Below are 15285 nucleotides of genomic sequence, written 5' to 3'. Positions count from 1 at the left end.
GGAGGACCCCGGCCCCCCCCCCCGCGCCCCCCCCCCCCCCCCCCCCCCCCCCCACCCCCCCTCCCCCCCCCCCCCCCCCACCCCCCCCCACCCACCCACCCCCCCCCCCCCCCCCCCCCCCCCCCCCCGCTTCTGTTCGCGGAATCGATCGTATCCACACCATCGAGCGAACTGGTGAGCGATCACGCTCCTTCGGCGATTGATCGCACAGATGCTCGCCGCATGACGTTCTTCGACCTCGAACGACCCGAGCACGCCTACATGTTCGCCTTCCTCCAGGCAGACGGACACCTCACCGAGCAGTCCCGCAACCGTGGTCGGCTCTCCGTGGAACTCTCCGCGCGCGACGCGCCCATCCTGGAGGAGTTCCAGCGGCTCTGCCCGTACAACAGCAGCATCCGATACCGGACGCGCAGCACGAACTTCAAGACGGAGCACACCTCGGTGATGTGGACCGTCTGTGCCCGGGAGTTCCGCGAGGAGTTGCAGGGCCTCGGCCTGCCGGTGGGGCGGAAGTCCGAGATCGTCGCGCCGCCGAGCGTGCCGTTCTCCGAGCGCGACTACCTGCGCGGCCTCATCGACGCCGACGGCTCGGTCGGCCTCACGTCCAAGGATCTGCCCTTCGTCAGCCTGGCCACCAAGAGCGACGCAACGGCCGTCTTCACCGCCACCTATGCAGAACGCCTCTGCGGAGCCCGACGCAAGCTCAACCGCAACAAGCGCGACAACATCTACAACATCCTCTTCCTCGCGGAAGCTGCTGTGGCCTTGACTACCGATCTCTACTACCCGGGCAGTCTGGCACTACCCCGCAAGCAGGCCGGTGCCGATCGAGTCAGCGCGTGGGTTCGCCCACCGACCATGGGGTTCGCTCCCCCTCGGCGCGGTTGGACTCCAGAGGAGGACGAAGTGATCCTCACCGCACCAAACATGGAAGCGGCCTCCGAGTACCTGGGCCGAACGCTCAAGAGCTGCAAGGTCCGTCACTGGCGACTTGCCGGCCCGAAACGTCCGAGAGTCTTTCCGCAGCGGTGAGGATGGCCCCTGGCGATGCCGGGGGCCATCTCGTCCGACTACCCCTTGACGCAGACGACCTGCTTGAGGTGGGCGACCACCTCGACGAGGTCCTTCTGCTGCTCGATGACCTTTTCGATGGACTTGTAGGCGCCCGGGATCTCGTCCACGACACCGCTGTCCTTGCGGCACTCCACACCCTTGGTCTGCTCCACCAGATCCTGCGTGGAGAACCGCTTCTTCGCGGCGCTACGGCTCATCTTGCGGCCGGCGCCGTGCGAGGCCGAGTTGAACGCCGCCTCGTTGCCGAGACCGCGGACGATGTAGGAGCCGGTGCCCATGGACCCCGGGATGATCCCGTAGTCGCCCGTGCCGGCCCTGATCGCGCCCTTGCGGGTCACGAGCAGGTCGACACCGTCGTACGTCTCCTCCGCCACGTAGTTGTGGTGGCAGCTGATGACCTCGTCGAAGGTGACCTTCGCCTTGGGGAACTCGCGACGGACAACGTCCTGGAACAGCGCCATCATCACCGCGCGATTGTTCTTGGCGTACTCCTGGGCCCAGAAGAGGTCCTGTCGGTAAGCAGCCATCTGCGGGGTCTCCGCGATGAAGACCGCGAGGTCCCGGTCGATAAGACCCTGGTTGTGAGGAAGAGACCGTGCCACCTCCATGTGGTGCTCGGCTAGTTCCTTGCCGATATTGCGCGATCCAGAATGCAACATCAACCAAACAAAACCGGTCCCATCTAGGCACACTTCCGAAAAGTGGTTGCCGCGCCCGAGCGTTCCTATCTGCTGCATGGCCCGCTCACGCCGCCAATGCACCGCCGGAGCGACCCTCTCAAAGCGCTGCCAGAAGCCGTTCCAGCCAGCCGCCTGAAAGCCGTAGAGCTTCGTCGGGTCAACCGGTTCTGTGTGAACGCCAGCGCCAACCGGGATGGCCTGCTCGATCTTGGAGCGGAGGCGGGACAGGTCGTCGGGGAGGTCCTTTGCGGTGAGGGAGGTCTTCACCGCGCTCATTCCGCAGCCGATGTCGACACCGACCGCCGCCGGGCAGACGGCGCCCTTCATAGCGATGACGGAGCCGACGGTCGCGCCCTTGCCCAGGTGGACGTCGGGCATCACGGCGAGGCCGTGCAGCCAGGGCAGGGAGCTGATGTTGCGCAGCTGCTGCAGGGCCTGGCCCTCGACGGTGGCCGGGTCGGTCCACATCCGGATCGGGACCCGGATTCCGGGCACCTCGGTGTACGTCATGGTCGAACGACCTCCAGCGGTCGGGTGGTTCGGGGAAGGGGGTGCCGTGCGAAGAAGCCCGGTGCGGCTCGGGGAAGTTCGGGGGTAGGGCTCAGGCGCCCTGGGCACAGGGGGAGGACGGCCTCGGGGAGCGTCGGCGTATGGCTCGCTCGACCCGCATGGTGACCGCCTCCCTTCGTTCGTCGTCGTTCGTCGTCGTTCGTCCGTGTGTGCCGGGGATATCTATCCACGGAACGCCGCTGGCCCGCAACGGATTTAACAACGCGACGGCCCGGCGGAGCGGGTGCTCCACCGGGCCGTACGGGAAACGCCGGGTCAGCTGACGACGGTGACCTCGCCGATGCCGAGAGCCCGCACGTCGTCGGCGATGACGGCGGCGTCGCCGACCAGCACGGTGACCAGGCGGTCCGGCGGGAAGGCGGCGACGACGGCCTCGGTGGCGGCGGCGGTGGGCAGTTCGGCGAGCTGCCGGTAGACCTCGGCCTGGTAGTCGTCCGCGAGGTACTGCTCGACCTGGTCGGCCAGGGTGCCGGCGACCGAGCCCGCGGTCTCGTACTTCAGCGGTGCGACGCCGACCAGGAACTGCACGGCCTCGTCGCGCTCGGCGTCGGTGAGGCCCTCGGCGGCGAGGGTACGCAGGATGGTCCAGGTGTCGGCGAGCGCCGGGGCGGTGGAGGCGGTGTCCACCGAGCCGCTGATGGCGAGCAGCGAGCGGCCGCTGCCGTCGGCGGCGGAGCGCAGCGGCTGGGCGAAGGAGCGGACGCCGTAGGTGTAGCCCTTCTCCTCGCGCAGGACGCGGTCGAGGCGGGAGGTGAGGGTGCCGCCGAGGCAGTAGGTGCCGAGGATCTGGGCGGCCCAGACGGGGTCGTGGCGGTCGGGGCCGATGCGGCCGATGAGGAGTTGGGTCTGGACGGAGCCGGGGCGGTCGACGATGACGACGCGGCCGCGGTCGTCGGCGGTGACGGGGGCGTGGGCGGAGGCTTCGGCGGTGTTGCCGGTCCAGGTGCCGAGGGTGCTCTCCAGGAGGGCGGGCAGGTCGGTGCCGGTGAGGTCGCCGACCACGACGACGGTGGCGGTGGCGGGGCGCACGTGGGCGTCGTAGAAGGCCTTGACGGCGGCCCGGTCGATGGCCTTGACCGTGTCGGCGGTGCCGCTGCGGGGCCGGGAGAGGCGGTCGGCGCCGTCGAAGAGCTCGGCGTAGAGGGCCTTGGCGGCGCGCCGGGCGGGGTTGGCCTGCTCGTGGACGATCTCGTCGAGGCGGTTGGCGACGAGGCGCTCGATCTCGTCCTCGGGGAGGGCGGGGGCGCGCAGGGCGTCGGCGAGCAACGAGAGGCCGCGCTGCAGGCGGGAGGCGGGGACCTCCAGGGAGACGCGGATGCAGGGGTGGTCGGCGTGGGCGTCGAGGGTGGCGCCGGCGCGTTCGAGTTCGGCGGCGTACTCCTCGGCGGTGAGGGTGTCGGTGCCTTCGCTGAGGGCGCGGGCGAGGATGGCGGCGATGCCGTCGAGGCCGTCGGGTTCGGCGGCGAGCGGGGCGTCGAGGAGGACCTCGACGGCGACGAGCTGCTGGCCGGGCCGGTGGCAGTGCAGGACGGTGATGCCGTTGCCGAGGGCGGCGCGCTCGGGGGCGGGGAAGGCCCAGGGGCCGGGGGTGCCGGGCTCGGGCTGGGGGTGGAACGTCATGGCGGGGACGTAGTCGGTGCTCATGCGGCGGCACCCTCCTCATCGGTGGCGGCGGGGGCGTCGGTGTCGTCGGCCGTGGTGGGCTCGTAGACGAGGACGGCCCGGTTGTCGGGGTGGAGCCGGGCCTTGGCGACGGCCTGGACCTCCTCGGCGGTGATGTCGAGGACCTTGGGGAGGGCGTCGTTGAGGAGCTTGGGGTCACCGAACAGGACGGCGTAGCGGCAGAGTTCGTCGGCGCGGCCGGCGACGGTGGTGAGCCGGTCGAGCCATTCGCGCTCGATCTGGGCCTGGGCCCGTTCGAGTTCCTCGGGGGTGGGGCCTTCGGCGGCGAAGCGGGCGAGTTCCTCGTCGACGGCGGCGTCGATCTGCTCGATGGTGGCGTCGCCGGAGGTCTTGACGTCGAGCCAGCCGAGGCTGGGGGCGCCGGCGAGGCGGAGCAGGCCGAAGCCGGCGGCGACGGCGGTGCGGTCGCGGCGGACGAGCCGGTTGTAGAGGCGGCTGGACTCGCCGCTGCCGAGGATGGTGAGGGCGAGGTCGGCGGCGTCGGCGTCGCGGGTGCCGTCGTGCGGGAGGCGGTAGGCGGCCATCAGGGCGCGGGAGGGGACGTCCTCGCGGACGTGCTCGCGCAGTTCGCTGCCGATGGTGTCGGGGAGTTCGCCGGAGCGCGGCGGCTGCTTGCCGTCGTGGGCGGGGATGCTGCCGAAGTACTTCTCGACCCAGGCGATGGTCTGCTCGGGGTCGATGTCTCCGACGACGGTGAGAACGGCGTTGTTGGGCGCGTAGTAGGTGCGGAAGAACGCGCGGGCGTCGTCGAGGGTGGCGGCGTCGAGGTCGGCCATGGAGCCGATCGGGGTGTGGTGGTACGGGTGGCCGTCGGGGAACGAGAGCGCGGTGAGCTTCTCGAAGGCGGTGCCGTAGGGGACGTTGTCGTAGCGCTGGCGGCGCTCGTTCTTGACGACGTCGCGCTGGTTCTCCATGGACGTCTCGTCGAGGGCGGCGAGCAGCGAGCCCATGCGGTCGGCCTCCAGCCAGAGGGCGAGCTCCAGCTGGTGGGCGGGCATGGTCTCGAAGTAGTTGGTGCGCTCGAAGCTGGTGGTGCCGTTGAGCGAGCCGCCGGCGCCCTGGACGAGCTCGAAGTGCCCGTTGTTGGAGACGTTGGCGGAGCCCTGGAACATGAGGTGCTCGAAGAGGTGGGCGAGGCCGGTGCGGCCCTTGACCTCGTGGCGGGAGCCCACGTCGTACCAGAGGCAGACCGCGGCGACCGGGGTGAGGTGGTCCTCGGAGAGGACGACGCGCAGGCCGTTGGCCAGGCGGTGCTCGGTGATGGCGATGGCAGCGCCATGTCCTCCGGTGGAGGCGGATGCGGGGGCCGGGTTGGCCATGCGCTCGGGTCCTTCCCGTCGTCGATGTCGGGGTTCGTGTGGCGTCCCCCATTGTGGTGCAACGCGCGGGGGGCGTGTTCGTGTCCCGCGCAGACAGGGCGTTCGCCAGGGGCGGAAGAGGGGCGCTGGCCGGGAGTGTCGGCGCGAGGGTCCACAATGGGGGCGCCGAGCCCTGTTGACGAGGGTCGGCGGATGGACGTCAGAGACTGACCGAGACACAGCAAGCGAGACGTAAGGGAGCCCCGCCGCGATGGCCCGCCGCAGTTCGCAGACCCCGCCGCCCGGAGACTTCGAGGAGCGGATCCTCGATGTCGACGTCGTGGACGAGATGCAGGGCTCCTTCCTGGAGTACGCCTACTCGGTGATCTACTCGCGTGCGCTTCCGGACGCGCGGGACGGTCTGAAGCCGGTGCACCGCCGGATCCTGTACCAGGCCAACGAGATGGGCCTGCGGCCGGACCGCGCGCACGTGAAGTGCGCCCGTGTGGTGGGCGAGGTGATGGGCCGGCTGCACCCGCACGGCGACGCGTCGATCTACGACTCGGTCGTCCGGATGGCGCAGCCGTTCTCGATGCGGCTGCCGCTGATCGACGGGCACGGGAACTTCGGTTCGCTGGGCAACGACGACCCGCCGGCGGCGATGCGCTACACGGAGTCGCGGCTGACGGCGGCGTCGATGGCGATGGTGGAGTCGATCCACGAGGACACCGTCGACTTCGGTCCGAACTACGACGGCAGCGAGCAGGAGCCGTTGGCGCTGCCGGCGGCGTTCCCGAACCTGCTGGTGAACGGCGCGACGGGCATCGCGGTCGGCATGGCGACGAACATGCCGCCGCACAACCTGTCCGAGGTGGTGGCCGCGGCCCGGCACCTGATCAAGCACCCGACCGCGGACCTGGACACGCTGATGCGGTTCGTGCCCGGTCCGGACCTGCCGACGGGCGGGCGGATCGTGGGCCTGTCGGGGATCCGGGACGCGTACGAGTCGGGCCGCGGCACGTTCAAGATCCGGGCGACCACGACGGTCGAGGCGGTGACGGCGCGCCGCAAGGGCATCGTGGTGACCGAACTGCCGTACAACGTCGGCCCGGAGAAGGTCATTTCGAAGATCAAGGACCTGGTCAACGCGAAGAAGCTGCAGGGCATCGCGGACGTCAAGGACCTGACCGACCGCGAGCACGGGCTGCGGCTGGTGATCGAGGTGAAGAACGGCTTCGTGCCGGAGGCGCTGCTGGAGCAGCTGTACAAGCTGACGCCGATGGAGGAGACCTTCGGCATCAACAACGTGGCGCTGGTGGACGGCCAGCCGCTGACGCTGGGGCTGAAGGAACTGCTGGAGGTCTACGTCGACCACCGGTTCACCGTGGTGCGGCGGCGCAGCGACTTCCGCCGGCGCAAGCGGGAGGAGCGGCTGCACCTGGTCGACGGCCTGCTGGTCGCGCTGCTCGACATCGACGAGGTCATCGCGATCATCCGGTCGAGTGACAACGCGGGGCAGGCGAAGGAGCGCCTGATGGAGCGCTTCTCGCTGTCGGAGACGCAGACGGCGTACATCCTGGACACTCCGCTGCGGCGGCTGACCCGGTTCGACCGGGTGGAGCTGGAGCAGGAGAAGGCGAAGCTGAACGCGGAGATCGCGGAGCTGACCGAGATCCTGGACTCGGACTCCCGGCTGCGCAGCGTGGTGTCGTCCGAACTCGGCGCGGTGGCGAAGCAGTTCGGGACGGAGCGGCGGACGGTGCTGCTGGAGGCGGGGGCGGCGCCGTCGGCGGCGCTGTCGGTGCCGCTGGAGGTGGCGGACGACCCGTGCCGGGTGCTGCTGTCGTCGACGGGCCTGCTGGCGCGGACGGCGGACGGGGAGCCGTTCGAGCTGTCGGAGAAGCGGTCGAAGCACGATGTGATCGTGTCGGCGGTGCCGGCGACAGCGCGGGCGGACGTGGGTGTGGTGACGTCGGCGGGCCGGGTGCTGCGGCTGCCGGTGATCGATCTGCCGGCGCTGCCGCCGACGCCGTCGCCGACGCTGGCCGGCGGGGCGGCGGTGGGCGAGTTCCTGCGGTTGGAGGCCGGGGAACGGGCGCTGGCGCTGACCACGCTGGACGAGTCCTCGCCGGGGCTGGCGCTGGGCACGGCGCAGGGCGTGGTGAAGCGGGTGGTACCGGAGTGGCCGGCGAACAAGGACGAGTTCGAGGTGATCGCCCTCAAGGAGGGTGACGAGCTGGTGGGCGCGGTCGAACTGCGCACCGGCGAGGAGGACTTGGTCTTCATCGCTTCGGACGCGCAGCTGCTGCGCTACCCGGCGGGGCAGGTGCGCCCGCAGGGCCGTCCGGCGGGCGGCATGGCGGGGATCAAGCTCTCCGACGGGGCGCGGGTGCTGTCGTTCACGGCGGTGGATCCGGCGTCGGACGCGGTGGTGGTCTCGGTGGCGGGGGCGTCGGGGACGCTGAGCGGCGAGGAGCAGACGTCGTGGAAGGTGACGCCGTTCGAGCAGTACCCGCGCAAGGGCCGGGCGACGGGCGGTGTGCGCTGCCAGCGGTTCCTGCGCGGCGAGGACGGTCTGACGTTCGCCTGGGCGGGCGTGGCCCCGGCCCGGGCGGCGTCCGACAAGGGCGCGCCGGTGGACCTGCCGGAGCGCGACCCGCGCCGTGACGGTTCGGGCACGCCGGTGACGGCTCCGATCGCGGTGGTGGCCGGCCCGGCGTAGGGCGCGGGCGTGGTGGAGGAGGGGTACCGGAGCCGTCCGGCGCCCCTCCTTCGTCGTTCCGGGGCGCGGCGGGTGCCGAGGGTAGCCTTACCCGGGTGAGCACCTGTGCGACGCTGTCGCGTGAACTGTCGGAGCCGCTGACCGCCACCGCCGCGGTCGCGACCACCTGGCTGCTGGTGGAGCAGAACGGGCCGTGGGGCGCGAAGGCGCTCGGGGAGAGCCACCTGGACCCGGCGACGGGGCGGGCGCTGGACGCGGCCGCGGCGGGCACCGGGGTGCGGGTGGCGCTGATCCGGCGGCCGGGGCGGCACGCGGACTGCCTGCCGACGGCGCGGCACGAGGTGGTCGTGGCGCACACGGTGCCGGGTCGCGGCTGGGTACGCCGGGCGGAGGTGGCCGATCCGGCGGAGCTGCTGGAGCTGGACTTCGCGGCGCTGGGCGTCGGTGACCACGGCGGTTTCGGGGTGGAGCACGTCGGCGGCCCGTTGGCGCTGGTGTGCACCAACGGGCGGCGGGACCGCTGTTGCGCGCTGCTGGGCCGCCCGTTGGCGGCGGAGCTGGCGGCGGCCGGGCACAGCGAGGTGTGGGAGGTGACGCACCTGGGCGGGCACCGCTTCTCCCCCACGATGCTGGTGCTGCCGTACGGCTACGCGTACGGGCGGCTGACGGCGGAGGCGGCCAAGGAGGTGCTGGCGGCGACGGCGGCCGGGCACATGGTGCCGGCCTGGTCACGGGGCTGTTCAGGCTGGGAGCGTCCGGGTCAGGCGGCCGAGCACGCGGTGCGGTTGGCGACCGGGGAGACCGGGGTGGACGCGCTGACGCTGGCCCAGCGGCCGGACGGCGCGGGCCGTTGGCTGGTCTCGGTGCTGCACCAGGACGGCCGGGCCTGGGAGGTGGACGTGATCGAGGCGGTGAGCGAGCCGGCGCGTCCGGAGAGCTGCGGCAAGGCGGCGGGGACGCCGTCGCGGATGGACGTGCTCTCGGTGCGGGGTCGGTAGCGGGACGGAAGCGCGCCGGCAGGGTCATCAGCAGGTCGGGAGCGCGCGGGCGGCCCCGCGCCCGTGGGGGTGAGCGCGGGACCGGAGCGCGCGGGCGGCCCCGCGCCTGCTGTCCACGGAGGCGCGCGGGGCCGTCACGTCGGGTGTCGGCTCAGCCGGTGACGGCCTTGCCGACGAACTCGGTGGTGTAGGTGCGGGAGAGGTCGATGGTGCCCTCCTTGCCCTTGACGTCCGGGTGGAAGGCGGCGAGCACGGCGAGGACGGTCTTGGGGCCGTCGGCCGGCATCACGCCGTCGGTGGTGAACATCGGCAGGGTCGCCTTGATCGCGGCCGCGTACTGCTCGGCGCCGCCCTGCGCGTAGTCGGCGGGCATCTTCGCGGCGATCTCCTCGGGGCTGTGCGTGGACATCCACTTGAGGGTCTTGACGAAGGCGTTGGCGAGCTTCTGGGTGGTGTCCTTGTTCTTCTCCACCCAGTCGGTGTTCATGTAGAGCGAGGACGACGGGTAGAGGCCGCCGAGGGCCTCGCGCGAGCCCTCGGGTGTGCGCATATCGTAGAGGATCTTGCCGAGGCCCTTGTCGAGGACGTTGGCGACGGTCGGGTCGGTGGTCATCCCGCCGTCGATGCTGCCCTGTTGGAGCGCGGCGATGAAGGTCTGGCCGGCTCCGACCGCGATCGGGCTGAACTCGCTGACGGCCGTGCCGTTCTTGACGGCGAGGTACTTGGTGAGGAAGTCGGTGGAGGAACCGATGCTGGTGACGCCGAGCTTCTTGCCCTTGAAGTCGGCGCCGGACCTGATGGCGTCGGCCTGCTTGGTGGAGACGAGTTCGACCTCGCCGGGGGCCTGGGAGAACTGCACCACGGACTCGACGATCTTGCCCTTGGCCTGGAGGTCGATGGTGTGGTCGTAGAAGCCGACGGCGCCCTGGACGTCGCCGGCGAGCAGCGCGGTGGTGGCGTTGACGCCGGCGGGCTCGCTCATCAGCTCGACGTTGACGCCCGCGTCGGCGAAGAAGCCGAGCCGCTGGGTGAGCATCGCGGGCAGGTAGATGACCTTGTCCAGGCCACCGACCATGATCTTGACCTTCGGCCCGTCGACCTGCCGGCCGGCCGGGGCGGCGGCGCCGTGGGTGGTCGTGGCGGCGTCGTTGGCGCAGGCGGAGAGCGGGAGGAGCAGGACGGCGGCGAGGGCGGCCGCGGCGGGTCTGCCGATCGGGTTCGGGCGCATGGGTGGGGGTGCCTCTCTCTGCGAGGGGGGATCAGCGGCGCAGGGGGTTCAGCGAAGCGGGGGGTTCGCGACGCAGGGGGTTCGCGACGCAGGGGATGGGGTTCAGCGACGCAGAAGGGTTCAGCGGCCGTCGCCCGTGTCTGCGGGCTTCCAGCGGAACAGCTTCGTCTCGGCGAAGGTCAGCAGCCCCTCGGTGAGCAGCGCCACGACGGCGAGGATGGTCATGGCGGCGTACACGCCGGCCGCGTTGAAGGTGCCCTGGGCGGCGGCGACGAGCAGGCCGAGACCCTTGGTGGCGCCGATGTACTCGCCGACGATGGCCCCGATCAGGGCGAAGCCGAAGCTGACGTGCAGGCTGGTGAAGATCCAGGTGGTGGCGGCGGGGATGACCACCTGGAGGGTGACCTTGCGGCCGTCGGCGCCGAGGATGCGGGCGTTGGAGACGAGGTTGCGGTCCACCTCGCGGGCGCCCTGGAAGGCGTTGAAGAACACCGGGAAGAACACCAGGACGACGGCGGAGGCGACCTTGGAGGCCGGGCCGAGGCCGAACCAGATCAGGAAGATCGGGGCGAGCACGATCCGCGGGATGGCGTTGAGCACCTTGATGTAGGGCCCGAACACGTCGGCCAGGAAGCGGACCCGGCCGAGCGCGATGCCGAGCAGCACACCGCAGATGACGCCGATCACCCAGCCGGTGAGGGCCTCGTAGAGGGTGTAGCCGATCTGTTCGCCGAGCGAGCCCTGCGCGGTGCCGTGGGTGATCCACTGCCAGATCTGGTCCCAGATCCTCGACGGCTGCGAGAAGTTGAACGGGTCGATGACGTCCGTGCGGGCGCAGACCTCCCACAGTCCGAGGAAGGCGACCAGGACCGCGACCCGGGCCCCGTAGACGGTCAACCTCCGGTTGCGGGCGGCCCGTTCGCGGGCCTCGGTACGGCTGGCGGGGGTGGCCGCCGGGGGCTTGTCGGCGACGGCCGACGCGGTCTCAAGCGGCACGACCCGCTCCTCTCTCCCGGGTGATGCGCACCTCTTCGCCGAGCGAGGCCCAGATCTCGCGGTACAGCTCGACGAACCTCGGTTCCAGCCGGACGGCCTCCACGGTGCGCGGTCGTGGCAGGTCGACGGTGAAGATCTCCTTGACGGTGGCCGGTCCGGCCGTCATGACGACGACCCGGTCGGCGAGCGCGATGGCCTCGTCCAGGTCGTGGGTGACGAAGACGACCGACGCGGCGTTCCCGGAGGACCTGGTCCCGGCCCACAGCTCCAGCAACTGGTCGGACATCAGGGCGCGGGTCTGCACGTCCAGCGCCGAGAACGGCTCGTCCATCAGCAGGATGTCCGGGTCGTTGACGAAGGTCTGGGCGAGCGCGACGCGCTTGCGCATGCCGCCGGACAGCTGGTGCGGGTAGCGGTCCTCGAAGGCGGCGAGGCCGACGCGGCCCAGCCAGTCCCGGGCCCGTTCCCTGGCCTCGGCGGTGGGCACGCCGCGGAAGCGCGGCCCGGCCATCACGTTGGACAGGACGGTGCGCCAGGGGAAGACGGCGTCCTGCTGGAAGACGAAACCGACCTTGGGGTGGATCCCGCGGACCGGCTCGCCGTCCACTCGGACCTCACCCTCGGTGGGCTCCTCCAGGCCGCTGACCAGGGTCAGCGTGGTGGACTTGCCGCAGCCGGTGGGCCCGACGACGGCGACGAACTCGCCTTGGGCGACGGTCAGATCGAGATCACGGACGGCGGTGTGCAGGGCCCCGGACGGGGTGCGGAACCGTTTCGTCGCGCCAGTCAGCTCGATCGCCGGGGTTGTGCTCATTCGATCCTCCCGGGTCTGTGCTTGCCCCGGAAAGGTAGGAGCGGGCCGGGCCCGGGCGGGAGCCTTCTCGGCGTACTGCGGTTTCTCCGCATTGAGGGGTGTTCTGCTCCTTTTGCTTCCGCTACAACTGCGGGGACGCGGCTGACAGAAACACGCCGGAAACGTAGGGTGTCCCGACCCTGACGTACCCGCCCCCACAGCCGCCGAGAGGAGGCCCGGATGAAGCTGCCCCGCTGGCCCCGCCGGGTCTTCGCGCAACTGCTGCTGAGCCAGACCGTCGTCACCGTCGGTGTCACCACCGTGACCGCCGGCCTGTTCCTGGCCCCGGTCAGCAGCGAGCTGGACCACGACGCGATGCAGCGGGCGCTGTCGATCGCCCAGGCCACCGCCACCGACGAGGCGATCGCCCGCGCCGCCGACGCCCGGGACTCGGCGACCGCGCAGCGCAACGCCGAGCAGATCCGGCTGGCCACCGGCGCGAGCTTCGTGGTGGTCACCGACCTGGACGGGATCCGGCTCTCGCACACCGACCCGGAGCGGATCGGCCACCGGGTCAGCACCGATCCGGAGCCGGCGCTCAGCGGGCTCAGCGTCACCGCGATGCAGCAGGGCACGCTGGGCCGCACCGCGCGCGGCAAGGTGCCGCTGCGGGCCGCGGACGGCCGGATCGTCGGCGAGGTGTCGGTCGGCATCAGCGACGACTCGATCCGCCGCCGGCTGCTGAAGATGCTCACCGGGATCCTGCTGTGCGCGGGCGCGGGCCTGGCCGCGGGGACGGTCGCCACGCTGGCGCTGGCCCGGCGGCTGAAGCGCCGCACCCACAACATCGCGCTGGCCGACATCTCGGCGCTGCTGGTGGAGCGGGAGGCGATGCTGCACGGCATCCGCGAGGGCATGGTGGCGCTGGACGAGCGCGGCCGGATCCGGCTGGCCAACGACGAGGCGGTGCGGCTGCTCGGCCTGCCGGAGGACTGCACCGGGCGGCCGATCCACGCGGTGCTGCCGCCGGGCCGGCTGGCGGACGTGCTGACCGGGCGGATCACCGGCGCCGACCTGCCGGCGGTCCGGGACGACCGGGTGCTGGTGGTCAACCGGATGGGCACGGCCGAGGGCGGCGCGGTCGTGACGCTCCGCGACCGGACCGAACTGGAGTCGCTGGTCCGCGAGTTGGACACCACGCGCAGCCTGACCGAGGCACTGCGCGCCCAGGACCACGAGCACGCCAACCGGATGCACACCCTGCTGGGCCTGCTGGAGCTGGGCCGCCACGAGCAGGCGGTGGCGTTCATCTCGGAGCAGTCCGGTTCGCACGCGGTGGTCGCGGCGCGGATCGCCGAGCAGGTGCAGGATCCGCACGTCGCGGCGCTGCTGGCGGGCAAGACGGCGGTGGCGGGCGAGCGCGGGGTGCGGCTGGCGCTGGCCCCGGCGGCGCACCTGCCGGACGCGGTGGTGGACGCGCGGGCGCTGGTGACGGTGCTCGGCAATCTGATCGACAACGCGGTGGACGCGCTCGCGGCGGGTGGGGGCGGCCGGCTGGAGGTGACGCTGGCGGCGGCCGGCTCCACACTGCTGCTCCAGGTCGCGGACAGCGGCCCGGGCGTGCCGGAGGAGCTGCGCGAGCAGGTCTTCGAGGAGGGGTGGACCAGCAAGGACGCGCCCGCGCACCGTCCGCGCGGGCTGGGGCTGGCGATGGTGCGGCGACTGGTCGAACGGACCGGCGGCCGGATCGTGCTCGACGCGGGACCGCTCGGCGGCGCCCGGTTCACGGTCGAGCTGCCCGAGGCCCTGCTCACCCCTCAGCTCGTGGAGGCCTGATGATCGACGTACTCGTGGTGGACGACGACTTCCGGGTCGCGGACGTGCACGCCGCGTACGTGGCCAAGGTGCCGGGCTTCCGGGTGACCGGTACCGCGCACTCGGCCGGGGAGGCGCTGGCCGCGCTGGAGCGCCGCCCGGTGGACCTGCTGCTGCTCGACCACCACCTGCCGGACGAGACCGGCCTGGCGCTGGTGCGCCGGCTGCGGGAGCGGCAGGTGGCCTGCGACGTGATGATGGTGACGGCCGCCCGGGACGTGTCGACGGTGCACGCCGCGATGCAGCACGGCGCGCTGCAGTACCTGGTCAAGCCGTTCACCTTCGCCGGCCTGCGGGACAAGCTGGTCGCGTACGCGCAGCTGCGGCACGCGCTGGCCGGCCCGGCGGCCCGGGAGGCCGGCCAGGACGAGGTGGACCGGCTGTTCGCCACCCTGCGCAGCGCCGCCGCCCCGGCCGGCCCGCTGCCGAAGGGGCACTCGGCGCCCACCACCGACCTGGTGCTGGGGGTGCTGCGCCAGGCGGGCCGCCCGCTGTCCGCGCAGGAGGTCGCGGACGCCACCGGGCTCAGCCGCTCGACGGCGCAGCGCTACCTCAAGCAGCTGGAGCGGGACAGCCGGCTGCGGCTGACCCTGCGCTACGGCGACACCGGCCGCCCCGAGCACCGCTACGGCCTGGCGGTCCGGACCTGACACCACGCCCGGACGTGGGGGAACCCCGGCGGCCCCAGGCCCGCCGGGGTTCCCCGGGGCGCGGCGCTCAGGCCGCGCCCGCACCGGTGAGGGCGCGCACCTCCAGCTCGGCGAAGCGGTCCGCGTCGGCCGGCTCGGGCGAGGTGATCGTCCCGATCCAGCCGGCCAGGAAGCCGAGCGGGATGGAGATGATGCCGGGGTTCTCCAGCGGGAACCAGTGGAAGTCGACGCCGGGGAAGAGCGCCACCTTGGTGCCGGAGACCACCGGGGAGAAGACGACCAGCACGATCGCCGGGACCAGCCCGCCGTACACCGACCAGACCGCGCCGCGGGTGGTGAACCGCGACCAGAACAGGCTGTACAGCAGGACGGGCAGGTTGCTGGAGGCCGCCACCGCGAAGGCCAGGCCGACCAGGAAGGCGACGTTCAGCTGCTGGGCGTAGAGGCTGATCGCGATCGCGGCCGCGCCGATCCCGACGGCCGCGAACCGTGCCACCCAGACCTCCTGGCGCTCGCTGGCCTCGCCCGTCGGCTCGGCCTCCGCCACGTCCCCCGCATCCCCCGCCTCCCCCGGCCGGGAGGCCGGGACGGCGGCACGCCGCCGGAAGGGGCGCCGGGGGGGGGGGGGGGGGGGGGGGGGGGGGGGGGGGGGGGGGGGGGGGGGGGGGGAGGAGGAGAGGGGGGGGGGGGGGGAGGGGGGGGGGGGGGTGGCGGA

11 protein-coding genes and 1 pseudogene are annotated in these 15285 nt (G+C 72.1%); 5 read left to right on the top strand and 7 right to left on the bottom strand.

Features of this window, described 5'->3' with window-relative positions:
- The first annotated feature begins 222 nt into the window (after nucleotides 1–222).
- Nucleotides 223–1035 (top strand): LAGLIDADG family homing endonuclease, encoded by an 813-nt coding sequence (locus AC07AL_RS19340; protein ID WP_363584485.1) that lies wholly within the window; start codon nucleotides 223–225, stop codon nucleotides 1033–1035.
- A gap of 38 nt (nucleotides 1036–1073) precedes the next feature.
- Here the strand turns inward: AC07AL_RS19340 and AC07AL_RS19335 are convergent, their stop codons facing one another.
- The 3 genes from AC07AL_RS19335 to AC07AL_RS19325 all read right to left on the bottom strand — a co-directional run bounded on the left by AC07AL_RS19335 (nucleotide 1074) and on the right by AC07AL_RS19325 (nucleotide 5329).
- Complete coding sequence (locus AC07AL_RS19335; protein WP_363584487.1) at nucleotides 1074–2267, bottom strand: RtcB family protein; 1194 nt, start codon at nucleotides 2265–2267, stop codon at nucleotides 1074–1076.
- Between the two features lie 315 nt (nucleotides 2268–2582).
- Nucleotides 2583–3947 carry a M16 family metallopeptidase gene (locus tag AC07AL_RS19330; RefSeq protein ID WP_350880226.1) on the bottom strand — a complete coding sequence of 455 codons (1365 nt, stop codon included), beginning with the start codon at nucleotides 3945–3947 and terminating at the stop codon, nucleotides 2583–2585.
- A gap of 20 nt (nucleotides 3948–3967) precedes the next feature.
- A complete protein-coding gene (locus tag AC07AL_RS19325) occupies nucleotides 3968–5329 on the bottom strand; it encodes a M16 family metallopeptidase (protein WP_363584489.1) in 1362 nt (453 codons plus the stop codon).
- A gap of 250 nt (nucleotides 5330–5579) precedes the next feature.
- On the opposite strand from AC07AL_RS19325, the gene AC07AL_RS19320 reads away from it, so the two are divergent.
- Nucleotides 5580–8030, top strand: coding sequence for a DNA gyrase/topoisomerase IV subunit A (locus AC07AL_RS19320; RefSeq protein WP_363584491.1), 2451 nt, complete (start codon nucleotides 5580–5582; stop codon nucleotides 8028–8030).
- Between the two features lie 95 nt (nucleotides 8031–8125).
- On the top strand, nucleotides 8126–9028 hold the full coding sequence (locus tag AC07AL_RS19315) for a sucrase ferredoxin (protein WP_363584493.1): 903 nt from the start codon (nucleotides 8126–8128) through the stop codon (nucleotides 9026–9028).
- 151 nt (nucleotides 9029–9179) lie between these two features.
- On the opposite strand, the gene AC07AL_RS19310 is transcribed toward AC07AL_RS19315, so the two are convergent.
- The 3 genes from AC07AL_RS19310 to AC07AL_RS19300 form a co-directional block, all read right to left on the bottom strand.
- A complete protein-coding gene (locus AC07AL_RS19310) occupies nucleotides 9180–10256 on the bottom strand; it encodes an ABC transporter substrate-binding protein (protein WP_350880086.1) in 1077 nt (358 codons plus the stop codon).
- 120 nt (nucleotides 10257–10376) lie between these two features.
- Nucleotides 10377–11252 carry an ABC transporter permease gene (locus AC07AL_RS19305; RefSeq protein ID WP_363584495.1) on the bottom strand — a complete coding sequence of 292 codons (876 nt, stop codon included), beginning with the start codon at nucleotides 11250–11252 and terminating at the stop codon, nucleotides 10377–10379.
- Nucleotides 11242–12066 (bottom strand): ABC transporter ATP-binding protein, encoded by an 825-nt coding sequence (locus AC07AL_RS19300; protein WP_063349366.1) that lies wholly within the window; start codon nucleotides 12064–12066, stop codon nucleotides 11242–11244. The genes AC07AL_RS19305 and AC07AL_RS19300 overlap by 11 nt, the downstream gene beginning before the upstream one ends.
- 219 nt (nucleotides 12067–12285) lie before the next feature.
- Between AC07AL_RS19300 and AC07AL_RS19295 the strand changes: the two genes are divergently transcribed.
- Both AC07AL_RS19295 and AC07AL_RS19290 read left to right on the top strand, forming a co-directional pair.
- Complete coding sequence (locus tag AC07AL_RS19295) at nucleotides 12286–13881, top strand: sensor histidine kinase (protein WP_363584497.1); 1596 nt, start codon at nucleotides 12286–12288, stop codon at nucleotides 13879–13881.
- Nucleotides 13881–14570: a response regulator gene (locus AC07AL_RS19290; RefSeq protein ID WP_363584499.1), complete on the top strand. Its 690-nt coding sequence runs from the start codon at nucleotides 13881–13883 to the stop codon at nucleotides 14568–14570. Before AC07AL_RS19295 ends, AC07AL_RS19290 begins: the two co-directional genes overlap by 1 nt.
- Before the next feature lie 67 nt (nucleotides 14571–14637).
- Here the strand turns inward: AC07AL_RS19290 and AC07AL_RS19285 are convergent.
- A pseudogene (locus AC07AL_RS19285) lies at nucleotides 14638–15084 on the bottom strand (sodium:solute symporter family transporter); the annotation flags it as partial.
- Nucleotides 15085–15285 lie beyond the last annotated feature (201 nt).

This window comes from Kitasatospora sp. NPDC043949, from assembly GCF_056435365.1.
This window is presented reverse-complemented; position numbering and strand designations above follow the sequence as displayed.

Bases quoted from the DNA above. Each gene is read 5' to 3' on its own strand.
- AC07AL_RS19340 (WP_363584485.1), top strand. From the start codon at position 223: ATGACGTTCTTCGACCTCGAACGACCCGAGCACGCCTACATGTTCGCC.
- AC07AL_RS19335 (WP_363584487.1), bottom strand. From the start codon at position 2,267: ATGACGTACACCGAGGTGCCCGGAATCCGGGTCCCGATCCGGATGTGG.
- AC07AL_RS19330 (WP_350880226.1), bottom strand. From the start codon at position 3,947: ATGACGTTCCACCCCCAGCCCGAGCCCGGCACCCCCGGCCCCTGGGCC.
- AC07AL_RS19325 (WP_363584489.1), bottom strand. From the start codon at position 5,329: ATGGCCAACCCGGCCCCCGCATCCGCCTCCACCGGAGGACATGGCGCT.
- AC07AL_RS19320 (WP_363584491.1), top strand. From the start codon at position 5,580: ATGGCCCGCCGCAGTTCGCAGACCCCGCCGCCCGGAGACTTCGAGGAG.
- AC07AL_RS19310 (WP_350880086.1), bottom strand. From the start codon at position 10,256: ATGCGCCCGAACCCGATCGGCAGACCCGCCGCGGCCGCCCTCGCCGCC.
- AC07AL_RS19300 (WP_063349366.1), bottom strand. From the start codon at position 12,066: ATGAGCACAACCCCGGCGATCGAGCTGACTGGCGCGACGAAACGGTTC.
- AC07AL_RS19295 (WP_363584497.1), top strand. From the start codon at position 12,286: ATGAAGCTGCCCCGCTGGCCCCGCCGGGTCTTCGCGCAACTGCTGCTG.
- AC07AL_RS19290 (WP_363584499.1), top strand. From the start codon at position 13,881: ATGATCGACGTACTCGTGGTGGACGACGACTTCCGGGTCGCGGACGTG.